The organism is Phenylobacterium soli (genome assembly GCF_003254475.1).
Classification (GTDB): Bacteria; Pseudomonadota; Alphaproteobacteria; order Caulobacterales; family Caulobacteraceae; genus Phenylobacterium; species Phenylobacterium soli.
Genome location: NZ_QFYQ01000003.1, coordinates 1 through 13593 on the forward strand (window position 1 = coordinate 1; position 13593 = coordinate 13593).

Annotated in this window: 11 protein-coding genes; 7 read left to right on the forward strand and 4 right to left on the reverse strand. The window is 71.5% G+C overall.

Annotated elements, in window-relative coordinates; all coding sequences use genetic code 11:
* The coding region (locus tag DJ017_RS19290; protein ID WP_133255512.1) for a calcium-binding protein at window positions 1-1597 on the reverse strand (1597 nt) is incomplete at its 3' end.
* 174 nt (window positions 1598-1771) lie between these two features.
* Here DJ017_RS19290 and DJ017_RS19295 point away from each other — a divergent pair.
* The 3 genes from DJ017_RS19295 (at window position 1772) to DJ017_RS19305 (ending at window position 6868) form a co-directional block, all read left to right on the forward strand.
* Window positions 1772-3541, forward strand: coding sequence for an alpha/beta fold hydrolase (locus tag DJ017_RS19295; protein ID WP_111530548.1), 1770 nt, complete (start codon window positions 1772-1774; stop codon window positions 3539-3541).
* Between the two features lie 9 nt (window positions 3542-3550).
* Window positions 3551-5332, forward strand: a complete 1782-nt coding sequence (locus tag DJ017_RS19300) for an alpha/beta fold hydrolase (protein ID WP_111530549.1) — start codon at window positions 3551-3553, stop codon at window positions 5330-5332.
* A gap of 111 nt (window positions 5333-5443) precedes the next feature.
* A complete protein-coding gene (locus DJ017_RS19305; RefSeq protein WP_111530550.1) occupies window positions 5444-6868 on the forward strand; it encodes a L,D-transpeptidase family protein in 1425 nt (474 codons plus the stop codon).
* Between the two features lie 26 nt (window positions 6869-6894).
* Here the strand turns inward: DJ017_RS19305 and DJ017_RS19310 are convergent, their stop codons facing one another.
* Both DJ017_RS19310 and DJ017_RS19315 read right to left on the reverse strand, forming a co-directional pair.
* Window positions 6895-7623 carry an acyl-CoA dehydrogenase family protein gene (locus DJ017_RS19310; RefSeq protein ID WP_111530551.1) on the reverse strand — a complete coding sequence of 243 codons (729 nt, stop codon included), beginning with the start codon at window positions 7621-7623 and terminating at the stop codon, window positions 6895-6897.
* A 5-nt stretch (window positions 7624-7628) separates the two neighbouring features.
* The gene (locus DJ017_RS19315) at window positions 7629-8780 is read right to left on the reverse strand and encodes an acyl-CoA dehydrogenase family protein (RefSeq protein ID WP_111530552.1); all 1152 of its coding nucleotides are present in this window, start codon (window positions 8778-8780) and stop codon (window positions 7629-7631) included.
* 165 nt (window positions 8781-8945) lie between these two features.
* On the opposite strand from DJ017_RS19315, the gene DJ017_RS19320 reads away from it, so the two are divergent.
* From DJ017_RS19320 to DJ017_RS19335, 4 genes are all read left to right on the forward strand, one after another.
* Window positions 8946-10151, forward strand: a complete 1206-nt coding sequence (locus DJ017_RS19320) for an acetyl-CoA C-acetyltransferase (protein WP_111530553.1) — start codon at window positions 8946-8948, stop codon at window positions 10149-10151.
* A gap of 41 nt (window positions 10152-10192) precedes the next feature.
* Window positions 10193-11104, forward strand: coding sequence for an SDR family NAD(P)-dependent oxidoreductase (locus tag DJ017_RS19325; protein WP_111530554.1), 912 nt, complete (start codon window positions 10193-10195; stop codon window positions 11102-11104).
* A 15-nt stretch (window positions 11105-11119) separates the two neighbouring features.
* Window positions 11120-11407 carry a DUF1330 domain-containing protein gene (locus tag DJ017_RS19330; protein ID WP_111530555.1) on the forward strand — a complete coding sequence of 96 codons (288 nt, stop codon included), beginning with the start codon at window positions 11120-11122 and terminating at the stop codon, window positions 11405-11407.
* Window positions 11408-11480: 73 nt separating this feature from the next.
* On the forward strand, window positions 11481-13010 hold the full coding sequence (locus tag DJ017_RS19335; protein WP_111530556.1) for an acetyl-CoA acetyltransferase: 1530 nt from the start codon (window positions 11481-11483) through the stop codon (window positions 13008-13010).
* Here the strand turns inward: DJ017_RS19335 and DJ017_RS19340 are convergent.
* On the reverse strand, window positions 13007-13585 hold the full coding sequence (locus tag DJ017_RS19340) for a hypothetical protein (protein ID WP_111530557.1): 579 nt from the start codon (window positions 13583-13585) through the stop codon (window positions 13007-13009). The genes DJ017_RS19335 and DJ017_RS19340 overlap by 4 nt on opposite strands.
* Window positions 13586-13593: the final 8 nt, after the last annotated feature.

Below are 13593 nucleotides of genomic sequence, written 5' to 3' on the forward strand. Positions count from 1 at the left end.
AGCTGATGTCGGTGGCGTTGCCTTCGAAGGAGAGCGCGTCGGTCCCCGCGCCGCCGTCGAGCACATGGTCGCCCGCGCCAACCTGGACGAGGTCGTTGCCGCCAGCGGCCGAGATGGTGTCGTTGCCAGTGACACCCGAGCCGTCCGAGCCGCCCCAGATCCAGTTGTCGCCCGCATCGCCCGTCAGGCTGTCGCTGTAGCGGGTGCCCGACAGGTGCTCGAAGCCGGTGAGGAGGTCGTTGCCCTGGCCGGTGTTCTGCACCTGGCCCTGCAGCGCGAGGCTGACCGTCACCCCGCCCGTCGCCCCTGCGCTGAAGCCGACGCGGTCGAGGCCGGCCCCGCCGTCCAGCACATCGTCGCCCTGGCCGCCGGAGACGAAGTCGTCGTCGGCGCCGCCCTGAACCGTATCGTTCCCCGCCCCGCCCGAGAGATAGTCGTGCCCCGCGCCCCCCGACAGCAGGTTGGCGTTTCCGTCGCCGACCAGCTTGTCCCAGTTGTTGGAGCCGACCACCGCCTCGATGTTCGAGACCAGGTCCTTGGCGGCGCCGTTCTGCGCGACCGTGCCGGCGCTGAGGTCGACATTCACCCAGGCCGAGGCGTTGGCGTAGGTCAGGGTGTCCGTCCCGGCCCCACCGTCGATGGTGTCGTTGCCCACCCCGCCAATGACGAGGTCGTTGCCGCCGCCGGCGTTGATGCTGTCGTTGCCGGAGCCGCCGTCCAGGGTGTCGTTGCCGAGGATCGAAGTGGGATCGCCGTCGTCGAGGAAGAGGGTGATCGGCCCCGCGCCGCCCGTGCCGTGGTCATCGATGTGGATCAAGCCGTCGCCGACGAGGGTGTCGTCGCCGGATCCGCCGGAGATGGAGTCCGAGCCGCTCCAGCCTGCCAGCACGTTGGCGGCGCCGTCGCCCGCCAGGGTGTCGTTGGCGTTCCAGACGCCGGAGAGGTTCTCGACGTTCGAGATCGTGAGCGTGCCCTGGCCGGTCACCTGGGCCTGGCCCTGCAGGGCCAGCGACACGTTCACCGGCCCGTCCAGGGTATTGCTGTAGAACGACAGGGCGTCCGTGCCCGCCCCGCCATCGACGTGGGAGTCGCCCTTGCCCACGGACAGCAGGTCGTCGCCATTGCCGCCGGAGAGCGTGTCCGCGCCGCCGGCGCCCCACAGCCAGTTGGAATTGTCGTCGCCCGTCAGCACGTCGTTGTAGGCGGAGGCCGACACCTGCTCGATGTTATTGAGCGTATCGTTGCCCTGGCCGGTGTTCTGCACCTGGCCCTGGAGGGTGAGATCGACGGTGACGCCGCCGCTCGCCCCACCATAGGCCGCCCGGTCGATCCCCGCCCCGCCGTCGATCTGATCGTCGCCGCCGCCGCCGACCAGGTAGTCGTCGTCATTGCCGCCGGAGAGGGTGTCGCTGCCCCCCTCGCCACGCAGCGCGTCGTAGCCGTCGCCGCCGATCAGCTGGTCGTCGTTGTCGCCGCCGTAGAGGGCGTCGTTCCCCGAGCCGCCGTCCAGGGTGTCGTTCCCTGCCAGACCGTTCAGCGTGTCGTCGCCGCTCGTGCCCGCGACGTTCTCGTCCGCGCTCGTTCCCGTGAAGTCCATAAGCCACCCCCAAGCGCACTCCGGCCACGCCTCGTTCGGCGCGGCAGGCCCAGCACGTCTCGTCCAGTAGGGAAGGCTCGACAGTTCAGTACATCCCCGATTGGGGGGCGCCGCACTTGCCTGACGGCGTAAATGTGTATCTCTTGTGATTAAGGGTGGGGGAGTTAGTTCGAGTTGTCGGTAGAGCGTACAGTCGTCGCGCAGCTCGTCAGAGACGCGGGATTCGACATCAGTGAAGCGCCCGACGTTGCTTTATTCCGTCCAGAAAGCATCGCCGCCGCCCTCCTCGACGCGCGAGGCGTCCTGCTTCACGCGACCGACGCCTTCTCGGCCGGCGCCGACGGCCGCTGGATCAATCCCGAACTGATCGCCCAGGCGCTGCACACCCAGCGGCCGCTGCTCGACGTCGCCGCCTCGCCGCAGGACGCACAGGGCGGGCCATCGGTGATGTTCGCCTACGCCCCCGCCCCGATGGCGGCGGGATGGCCCCTGCCCCCGGCGCTTCTCGAGGCCGCCGCCGCGACGCCGGAGAGCGTGCTGATCGTGACGGTCAGCATGGCCTTCGCCGAGGCGTCTCTGGACGCGGCCTGCCGCGCGTTCGGCCTCAATGGCCTGCAGTCGCGCATCGCCCTGGCGACCATCCGCCTGGGCGGCGTCAAGCCGGCCGCCCAGCAGCTCGGGATCTCGTACCACACGGCTCGCGAGGCGCTGGCTGAGGCGATGAAGCGGGTCGGCGTCAGCCGCCTGCCGGCGTTCGTGCATCGCCTGACCTCCTTCGCCTTCGGCGTGCTGCCCGAAGCCGACGCTTCGGCCGCCCTGGCCGACCAGTGGGGCCTGACCAGGCGCCAGGCGGCCATCGCCGTGCTGATCGCCGACGGCCTCTCGCGCGCCATGGCCGCGGCGGCGCTCGGCGTCAGCGAGGCGGTGGTCAAGAAGGAGCTCGACCAAATCTACCTGCTGCTCGACGCCAGCACCGCGGCCGGGCTCGCCCGGCGGCTGGCCGAGGCCAACGCCCTGCGCTGGATCACCCAGGCGACGGCCGGCGAGATCGGCTTCTTCGACACCAGCGCCGAGCCCCTGCAGTTCGTGAAGCGTCCCGACGGCAGCCGCATCGCCGTCAGCGACTACGGGCCAAGGTCGGGCAAACCCGTGCTCGTCGTCCATTCGAGCATGACCAGCCGGGTGGTCGGCCGCCGCCTGCTGCGCGCCCTGCAGGCCGCCGGCTATCGACCGATCTCCATCGACCGCCCCGGCTTCGGGCTCACCGACGAGCATGCCGGAAAGAGGCCCGGCGAACACGATCCGTTCGCGACCGCGGCCGAGGACGCCGTGCGCGTGCTCGACCAGCTAAAGATCCGCGCACTGAACGTCGTCGCCCGCGGCGGCGCCCAGTTCGTCCTGGCCCTCCATCGCCAGGCGCCCGGGCGTCTGGAGCGCGTCGTGCTGGTCAATCCCGACCCGCCGACCACCACCGAGGGGCGCAACATCGGACCCTATGGCGCGCTCAAGCTCGCCTATGCCCGCAACCCCGCGATCATCCGGCTGTCGATTTCCGTGATCGCCCGCGGCCTGAACTACGAGCGCACGACGCGGATGATGCAGGCCTGGATGGAGGGCAGCGCCGCCGACGAGCTGGCGATCCGCGACGCCGACCTGGTGCGCGACTACTTCCACGCCCAGCGCATGTTCGCCACCGGCCGCATCGCCGGCTACGTCAACGAGCAGACCGACTTCGTCCGGGCGCCGAAGCCGCCCCCGGTTCCGGGGACGACCGACTGGCGGGTGCTGGTCGCCGCCCACGACACCCTGCATGATCCGAGGGAGGTCCTGGCCTACTGGCGCGACATCCTGCCGGACGCCACCTTCTCGCTGGTTCCGGACGGCGGCCGGCTGATGGCGCTGAGCCATCCGGAGAAGGTGCTGGCCGCCCTGGACGCGAGCTGAGCCCGCACCATGTCGGACGACAGCCGCCAGATCGCACAGCTCATGAGGGACGCCGGCTTCGAGGTCAGCGAGGCGGCCAAGGTCGCGCTGTTCCGCCCCGAAAGCATCGCTGCGGCCCTGGTCAGCCCGCGGGGCGCCCTGATCCGCGCCACCGAGGCCTTCGCACGCGAGACCGACCGCCGGTGGCTCGACAGGGAGATCATCGCCCGCGCGGCCCGCAGCCGCACCCCGCTCCTGACCTCGGTCGCGCCGGAGCCAGAGGCTCCGGCCGGCGGCGGCTCGACGGGCGCGGCGATGTTCGCCTACGCTCCCGCCGGCATGGCGGCCGGGTGGCCCCTGCCCGCCGACTTCCTCGCTGCTGCGGCGGCCGCGCCCGAGGCGGTGGTCGTGGTCACGGTCAGCTCGGCCCTGGCGGCACGCTCGCTCGACGAGGCCTGCCGATCGTTCGGCCTCAGCGGCCTGCAGTCGCGGGTCGCGCTGGCCACCATCCGCGGCGGCGGGGTGAAGCCCGCGGCCGAGGCGCTCGGCATCTCGTATCACACCGCCCGCGAAGCCCTCGCCGAGGCCATGAAGCGGGTCGGCGTCAGCCGCCTGCCCGCCCTGGTGCACCACATCACCTCCTTCGCCTTCGGCCTGGTGCCGGACGAGGACGCGGCCGAAGCCCTGGCCGACCAGTGGGGCCTGACTCCGCGCCAGGCGGCGATCGCGGTGCTGATCGCCGACGGGCTTTCGCGGTCCATGGCCGCGAGCGCGCTCAGGATCAGCGAGGCCGTGGTCAAGAAGGAGCTCGACCAGATCTACCTGCTGCTCGACGCCAACTCGGCCGCGGGGCTGGCCCGGCGGCTGGCCGAGGCCAACGCCCTGCGCTGGATCACCCAGGCGACGGCCGGCGACATGGGCTTCTTCGACACCAGCGCCGAGCCTGTGCAGTTCGTCCGGCGGGCCGATGGCAGCCGCATCGCGGTCAGCGACTACGGGCCGAAGACCGGCAAGCCCGTCCTGGTCGTCCACTCCAGCCTGACCAGCCGGGTGGTCGGACGCCGTCTCCTGCGCGCCCTGCAGGGCGCAGGCTACCGTCCGATCTCGATCGACCGGCCCGGCTTCGGCCTCAGCGACACCCATGCCGGCATGAAGCCCGGCGAGCACGACCCCTACGCCACGGCCGCTCAGGACGCGCTCCTCGTGCTCGAGAAACTGAAGATCGGACGGCTGGACGTGGTCGCCCGCGGCGGCGCGCAGTTCGTCCTGGCGCTGCACCGCCGCGCGCCCGAGCTCATCGACCGCGCGGTGCTGGTCAATCCCGATCCGCACTCGGCCGCCAGCAGCCGCATCGTCGGGCCGCTCGGCGCCTTCAAGCAGGCCTATCTCGGCAACCCGGCCCTGATCCGCACCGCGGCGGGGGTGATCGGGCGCGGCCTCACCTACGAGCGGACGCTGCGCCTTCTGCAGGCGAGCATGAGCGGCAGCCCGGCCGACGAGCTGGCCATCCGCGACCCCGGCGTGGTGCGCGACTACTTCCACGCCCAGCGGATGTTCTCGACGGGACGCATCGCCGGCTACGTGAACGAGCAGACCGACTTCGTCCGCGGCTCAAAGCCCGGGCCGATCCCGGGCACGGACCGGTGGCGCGTCCTGGTGGCGGCCCACGACACCATGCACGACCCGATCCAGGTGCTCGATTACTGGCGCGAGGTGCTGCCCGACGCGGTCTTCAGCCTGGTGGAGGACGGCGGACGGCTGATGGCGCTCAGCCAGCCGGAGAAGGTTATGGCGGCGCTGGACGGCGACTGAGGCGGCCATCCCACAACCAACCTGCGCCGCTCGCGTTGTCTTGCCAGGTGACACGCGAAAGAGAGTGCTTTGCAGAGTTCATGGAGCCGCGGCCTGGAGCGCCGCGGATGGTTGTTTGCGGCCACGGCCGCGGTGGTTCTGGCCGGCCCGATGACGGCCTGCTCGCGCCCGGGCGGCGCCCAGGGGCAGGTCACGGCCGAAGCCGTCACCCTTTCGGATAGCCAGGCCGAACAGGCGCTGAAGGTCCTCGCCGAAGCGCCCAGCCACGGCTTCCCGCCCGCGGCCTTCCCGGTGGATGGGCTGGAGGACCAGCTCAAGTCCGACGAGGCCGGCACGCGGACGGCGGCCCAGCGTCGGCTCGCCTCGGAACTCGTTTCCTACGCCCGCGCCATGCACGGCTTCGCCATCCCGAAGGGGGCCATGGATCCCAACTGGGGCATGCGCTCGAGCGCCAAGTACGACGCGGCCGCCGAGCTGCGCGCCGCGGTGGCCCAGGACAAGATGCAGGAGTGGCTCGCCAGCCTGCCGCCCGCCGCGCCGCAGTACGAGGCGCTGCGCAAGGGCTATGCGACCTACCTGAAGATCGCCGATGACGGGGGCTGGCCGGCGGTGCCGACCGGTCCGGCGCTGAAATTGGGCGCCGGCGGTCCGCGGGTCGCGGCGCTGCGCAAGCGGCTGGGCTTCGAGGACGCGGCCGTCGCCCAGGCCGCGCCCGACGCGCCCTACGACGCGGCGCTCGGCCAGGCGGTCGCCGCCTTCCAGACCCGCCACGGCCTGCCGGCCACCGGCGCGGTCGACGCCCACACCCTCGCCGCCCTGAATGTCCCGGCCATCGCCCGGGCCGCCCAGATCCGCGCCAACCTCGAGCGCTGGCGCTGGGCGCCGCGCGAGACGCCGCCCACCCGCATCGAAGTGAATTCCGCGGCGGGCCTGTTCGACATGTACGTCGATGGCCAGCCGGCCATGCACATGCTGGTCGCCGCCGGCAAGCCGGGCGACGAGACGCCGATCCTGACCTCGAAGATCCACACCGTGGTGCTGAATCCCTCGTGGAACGTGCCGAAGGAGATCGCCGAGAAGGAGATCCTGCCCAAGGGCGAGGCCTACCTCGCCTCGCACAACTTCGTGCAGGAGGGCGATCGGCTGGTGCAGAAGCCGGGCGACGGCAATTCCCTCGGCCAGGTGAAGTTCCAATTCGACAACGCCTACGCCGTCTACCTGCACGACACGCCGGCCAAGGCCGCCTTCACCCGGCCTCAGCGCCAGGTGAGCCACGGCTGCGTGCGCCTGGAGAAGGCGATCGACCTCGCCAAGTTCGTCCTGGGCCGCGACTCCGGCATGCCGCCCGAGCAGGTCGACGAGGACCTCGCCGACGCGGACACCCACGCCATCGCGCTCAAGACCCAGATCCCGGTCGCCATCTACTACTGGACCGCCTGGGTGGACGGCGACCAGGTGGCGTTCCGCGACGACGTCTACGGCTGGGACGAAGCCGTGCTGCGCCAGCTCGACGCGGCCCTGGGGCGCCGAACCTAGGGGGCGCCCAACCTAGGAGGCCGGACCTAGATCGCCCGCGCCAGGGAGGTGACGTCCTGGCGCTCGGCCAGCGCCCAGTCGCCGAGACGCCGCGCCCACCAGGCCTCGCCGCCGTGGGCGAGGCGCCAGGCGCGCAGCCGGCGGGTGTAGTGGTGCAGGTCGTGCTCCTGGCTGACGCCGATGGCGCCGTGCACCGCGTGGGCGATGGCGCAGACCTGCAGGGCCGCCTGGCCGGCGCGCAGCTTGGCGACCGCGGCGCGGCGCTCCGAGACCTCGAGGGGCGAGCCCACGAAGGCGGCCTGGGCGGCGATGCGTGCGGCCATGGCCTCCTCGGCGAGGACCGCGAGCTGGTGCTGGATCGCCTGGAACTTGCCGATCTCGCGGCCGAACTGCTGGCGCTGGAGGGCGTAATCGACGGTCATCCGCTGGACCTCGAGCATGGCGCCGGCCATCTGGCCGGCGGCCAGGGCGGCGGCGAGCGGGCGACCGAGGACGGGCTCCACGTCCGCCACGCCCAGCGCCTCGGGATCCTTCAGGCGCGCGGCCATGGTCTCCAGCACCGGCGGCGGATCGGCCCTGCGGCCCGTCTCCAGGGCGAGCGGGAACAGCGCCTCCAGGTCGAGGCCCGCGCCGCCCGCGGGTTCGGGCCGCAGCAGGTCGAGGAACCCGGACTCGGCCAGGGTCGGCCACGGATCGCCGGCCGGCACGGCGTCCAGCAGGCGGGCGTACTGGTCCAGCAGCAGGTCGTCGCTCATCTCGCTCACCTCAGGCCCAGGCCGCGGGCGATGATGCCGCGCAGGATCTCGCGGGTGCCGCCGCGCAGGGAGAAGGTCGGGCTCATCCCCGCCACATATTCGAGGGTCGCCAGGAGGCCGCCCGGCACGCTGCCCGGCGCCTCGCCGGCCAGGTGGTCGGCGATCAGGCCGGGGATCGATTGCTCGAAGGTGGTGCCGAGGTCCTTGACCATGGAGGCCTCGACCACCGGGCTCTTGCCGGCCGCCAGCATGGCGGTGACCGAGAGCGACAGGTTGCGCAGGGCCGCGAGCTGGGCGAGCAGGCGGCCCGCCAGTTCGCGCTCGGCGTCGTTCACCTGGCCGCGGTCGCGGACGTAGGTCAGCCATTCGTCGACGAGCACGGTGCTGGAGTAGATGCGCTCCGGCCCGCTGCGCTCGAAGGCGAGCTCGGCGTTGACCTGCTCCCAGCCCTTGCCCTCTTCGCCGAGCAGGGCGTCGTCGGGCAGCTCGGCCTCGTCGAAATGCACCTCCGAAAAGTGCTCGTCGCCCGCCAGATCGCGGATCGGCCGGGCCGTGACGCCGGGCGTGTTCATCGGAATGAGCAGCTGCGAGAGGCCCTTGTTGCGATCCTCGGGCCCGCCGCTCGTGCGCACCAGGGCGATCATGTAGTCGGCCTTGTGGCCGTAGGTCGTCCAGATCTTCGACCCCGAGAGCTTCCAGCCGTTGGCCGTCTTCACCGCCCGGCTGCGCACGCTGGCGAGGTCCGAGCCGGAGTTGGGCTCGCTCATGCCGATGCAGAAGAAGGCCTCGCCGCGGCAGATGGCCGGCACGATGGCCTGGCGCTGGGCTTCGGTCCCGTAGCGCAGGATGAGCGGGCCGCTCTGACGTTCGGCGATCCAGTGGGCGGCCACCGGCGCGCCCGCGGCCAGCAGCTCCTCGATCAGCACGAAGCGGGCGAAGTGGCTGCGGCCGCCGCCGCCGTAGTCCTTGGGCAGGGTCAGGCCCACCCAGCCGCGGCCGGCGAGCGCGCGGCTGAAATCGGCGTCGAAGCCCATCCAGGAGCGGGCGCGGCGCGCCGCGGGCATGTCGGCCAGCCGCTCGGCCAGGAAGGCGCGCACGGGCCCCCGCAGGGCCTCGTCGGCCGGTGGGATCGTGGCGAGATCGAGGGTCTCCAGCATGCCGTCTAGCTAGGTCGCCTGACGTAACGGAGGCCAATCGAATCCCGCCCGCGAAAGGCCTGGCTTGACGATGGGGGAGGCTGATTAACCCCAACGTGACTCCACGGCGGCCGCTCGCTAGAGACAAGCCGCCCAGACGCTCCAGCCGATCCCAGGAGACCCGCCATGTCGACCCTTCGCCGCGCAGCCATCGTCAGCCCGATCCGCACGGCGGTGGGCAAGTACCTCGGCGCCCTCTCCAACGTGACCGCCGGCGACCTCGGCGCGACCGTGCTGAAGGCCCTCGTGGAGCGCACCGGCATCGATCCCATGAAGATCGACGACGTGATCTTCGCCCAGGGCTACGGCAACGGCGAGGCGCCCTGCATCGCCCGCTGGTCGGCGCTCGCCGCGGGCCTGCCCATCGAGATCCCCGGCTATCAGCTCGACCGCCGCTGCGGCTCGGGCCTGCAGGCGGTGATCGACGCGGCCATGATGGTGCAGACCGGCGCCGCGGACGTGGTGGTGGCCGGCGGCTGCGAGAGCATGTCCAACGCCGAGTACTACACCCTCGACATGCGCAAGGGCGCGCGCGCCGGCTCGGTGACCATGCACGACCGTCTGGCCCGCGGCCGCGTGATGAGCCAGCCGATCGAGCGCTTCGGCGTCATCAGCGGCATGATCGAGACCGCCGAGAACCTGGCCCGCGACTACCAGATCAGCCGCGAGGAGTGCGACGAGTACGCGGCCATGAGCCACAAGCGCGCCGCCGACGCCTGGGCCGCCGGCAAGTTCGACGACGAGCTGGTGCCGGTCTCGGTGAAGCAGCGCAAGGGCGACCCGGTCGTCTTCGACAAGGACGAGGGCGTTCGCGGCGACGTGACCTTCGAGAGCCTCTCCAAGCTGCCGGCCATCGAGAAGGGCGGCGTGGTCACGGCCGGCAACGCCAGCCAGCAGAACGACGCCGGCGCCGCCTGCCTGGTGGTCGCCGAGGACAAGCTGGCCGAGCTCAACCTCGAGCCCATGGGCTGGTTCGTCTCCTGGGCCGCGGCCGGCTGCGATCCGGCGCGGATGGGCATCGGCCCCGTGCCGGCCGTGGAGCGCCTCTTCGCCCGCTCGGGCATGGGCTGGGACGACATCGACCTCGTCGAGCTCAACGAGGCCTTCGCGCCCCAGGTTCTGGCCGTGCTGAAGGGCTGGGGCTGGGACGAGCGCGACCGGCTGAACGTGAACGGTTCAGGCATCTCGCTGGGCCACCCGATCGGCGCCACCGGCGGCCGCATCCTCGCCAACCTGCTGCGCGAGCTGAAGCGCCGCGACGGCAAGTACGGCCTGGAGACCATGTGCATCGGCGGCGGTCAGGGCCTCGCCGCGATCTTCGAGGCGGCCTGAGCGCCGGCCCGGCAACCAATCTAGAGACGAGGAGACGAACGGTGGGAGTTCTGGACGGCAAGGTGGTCCTGGTGACCGGCGGCGCGGGCGGCATCGGCAAGGCCTGCGCCCTCATCGCGGCTCAGGCCGGCGCGAAGGTGGTGGTCAACGACCTCGGCGGCTCGGTGGCCGGCGGCGACGTGGGCGATGCGGGCCCGGCCGAGGCCACGGCGCAGGAGATCCGCGCGGCCGGTGGCGAGGCGGTGTCGAACTCCGACAGCGTCTCAAGCATGGACGGCGTCAAGCGCATGGTCGAGCAGGCCATGGACACCTACGGCTCGCTGAACGCGGTGGTGAACCCGGCCGGCATCCTGCGGGACAAGATGTTCCACAAGATGGACGACAGCGACTGGGACGCGGTCATCGAGGTGCACCTGCGCGGCGCCTACAACGTGACCCGCGCCACCATCGAGCACTTCCGCAACCAGGAAGACGGCGCCTACGTCCACTTCACCTCGACCTCGGGCCTGATCGGCAACATCGGCCAGGCGAACTACGCCGCCGCCAAGCTCGGCGTGATGGGCCTGTCGCGGATCGTCGCCATGGAAGGCGCGAGCAAGAACGTGCGCTCCAACATCATCGCGCCCTTCGCCTGGACGCGGATGATCGCCACCATCCCGGTGAAGGACGAGGCCTCGGCCCAGCGCGTTGACCGGATGAAGAACTTCATGCGCGCCGACCAGGTGGCCCAGCTGGCGGTGGCGCTGGCTGCGGCCAAGGACGTCTCGGGCCAGATCTTCGCCGCGCGCGGCAACGAGATCGTGCTGTTCAACCAGCCGCGCCCGGTCCGCTCGGTGACCAAGGTCGAGGGTTGGAGCCCGGAAGCGATCCTCGAGCAGGCCATGCCGTCGATGAAGGCCGCCTTCACCGACCTCGGCCCGTCGGCGACCGTGTTCCCCTACGATCCGATCTGAACAGGGGGAACGCTCATGGCCGCGTACGCCATCTTCATCCGCAACCGGCTCGACGATCCGGACGAGCTGGCCGTCTACGCCAAGAAGGCGGGCGCGGCGCGCGGCGATCATCAGCTGAAGCCCCTCGCCTACTACGGCGCGGCGGAGACCTGGGAAGGCGAAACGGCCGATGGCGTCGTGCTGCTCGAGTTCCCCGACATGGACGCCGCGCGGGCCTGGTACAACAGCCCGGCCTATCAGGAGGCGCTCGCCCATCGGAAGAAGGCCGCCGACTACCGGGTGGTCCTGGTCCAGGGTCTCTAGCCCAAGCCGGCGCTTGGCCGCCGCTGCGTCACTCCTCTAGGTTCCGCGCAAACAGACCCTGGAGGAGGCGCGCGTGGCGGATCTGACGCCGATCATCATCGGAGTGGGCGAGGCGTCGGAGCGGATCGACGCCCCCGACTATGCGGCCCTGTCGCCGGCGGACCTGGCCGGCCGCGCCGCCCAGGCCGCCCTCGACGACGCCAAGGCCCAGCGGCCGCTGGCGCCCGAGCTCGACCTGATCGCCGCCATCCGCCAGTTCGAGATCTCCGGCCCCAAGGCGATCGCGCCGTTCGGCTGCTCCAACAACTTCCCTCGCTCGGTGGCCAAGCGCATTGACGCCAATCCGAAGCGGGCGATCCTCGAGCCGGTCGGCGGACAGGGTCCGCAGCACCTCGTCAACGAGCTCAGCCAGAAGATCGCCCAGGGCGAGGTCGGCATGGCGCTGATCTGCGGCTCGGAGGCGATCTCCACCATCCGCCACCTCATGGGCAAGGGCGAGAGCCGCGACTGGGCCGAGACCGTCGAGGGGGACCTCGAGGATCGGGGCTACGGCGTCGACAGCCTGCTGGACCGCGACCTCGCCAGCCATGGCGCCCGCGCCCCGATCCAGGTCTACGCGCTCTTCGAGAACGCCCGCCGCGGCAAGGCCGGCCTCGACCGCGCGGCCTACGGCCTCGAAATGGGCAGGCTGTTCGCGCCCTTCACGCAGGTGGCGCACGGCAATCCGCACGCCATGAGCCAGGAGGTGTTCTCGGCCGAGGAGCTCGCCGCGGTCACGCCGAAGAACCGCCTGGTCGCCGACCCCTTCCCGCGCCGCATGGTGGCCCGCGACCAGGCCAACCAGGGCGCGGCCGTCCTGCTGACCTCGGTGGAGAAGGCGCGCGCCATGGGCGTGCCCGAGGATCGCTGGGTCTATCTGCATGGCGGCGCCGACACCGTGGAACGCACGCCGCTCGACCGGGTCGACATGGCCGCCTACCCGGCCGCGGCCCTGGCCAGCCGCAAGGCGCTGGAGGTGGCCGGCGTGGCGGTCAAGGACATCGCCCTCTTCGACCTCTACTCCTGTTTCCCGGTGGCGGTGTTCGACGTGCGCGACGACCTCGGCGTCGCGGCGGACGACCCACGGCCGCTGACCGTCACCGGCGGCCTGCCGTTCTTCGGCGGCGCGGGCAACAACTACTCCATGCACGCCATCGCGAGCATGGTCCGCGGCCTGCGCGCCACGCCCGGCGCCTACGGCTTCGTCGGGGCCAACGGCGGCTTCCTGTCGAAGTATTCGGTGGGCGTCTATTCGACCCAGCGGGCCGAATGGAAGGGCTTCGACTCCAAGGCCCTGCAGGCAGAGATCGACGGCTGGACCCCGCCCACCACGGCCCCGGCCGAGGCCCTCAGCGGCACGGTCGAGACCTACACGATCGACTATGGCCGCGAGCAGCCGGCGGGCATCCTCGTTTGCCGCACCGCCGCGAACGAACGCTTCGTCGCCGCGGTCGAGGATCCGGCCCTGGTGCAGAAGATGATCGAGCAGGAGCCGCTCGGCGCCGCCGTCACCTGCACGCGTGACGACAAGGGGCGCCGCCTGGCGGTGAGCCTCGGCGCCTAGGGACGCATGCCGCGGCGTTCGCGCGCCGCGGCTTCCCACTCGGCGCGGGCCTCGAGCACCGAACGCGTGAGCGCATCCCCGTAAAGCCGGTAGCAGGACAGGACGACCGGGGCGTCCTTCGGCAACTGGGCGGCGATGGCTTCAAGGCCCGGCGTCACGTCCGTGCGTTCGATCAGCCGCCCTTCGTCGTCGCCGCAGCTCAGCGGCTTCTCGGCAAGCCTGGAAAGATGCGGACAGGCAGCGCGCGCCCGCTCGGCGCAGGCGCGATGCATCGGCGGGACGTTGCAGCCGTATTGCTGGCTGCCGTCGTGCAGGGTCACGAGCCCGCCGGACGCCGTCGGGAAGATGTAGCGGTCGCCCGGCGCGGTCGGTTCGCCGCAGACATGGCAGAGCAGGTCCACCATGCCGCGCCGCTGGCGGGTGACGTGGACGGCGGCGAAAATCGGCTGGCCGACGCCGCGCGCCTGTTTCTGGTCGAGCTCCAGCTTGCCCGGGAAATCGGCGGACGGCTGGACACGGAACGCCTGTTCGCCGGTCCAGGCGACCGACCAGGGAGGATCCTCGGCCTCGGACACGGGGGCGC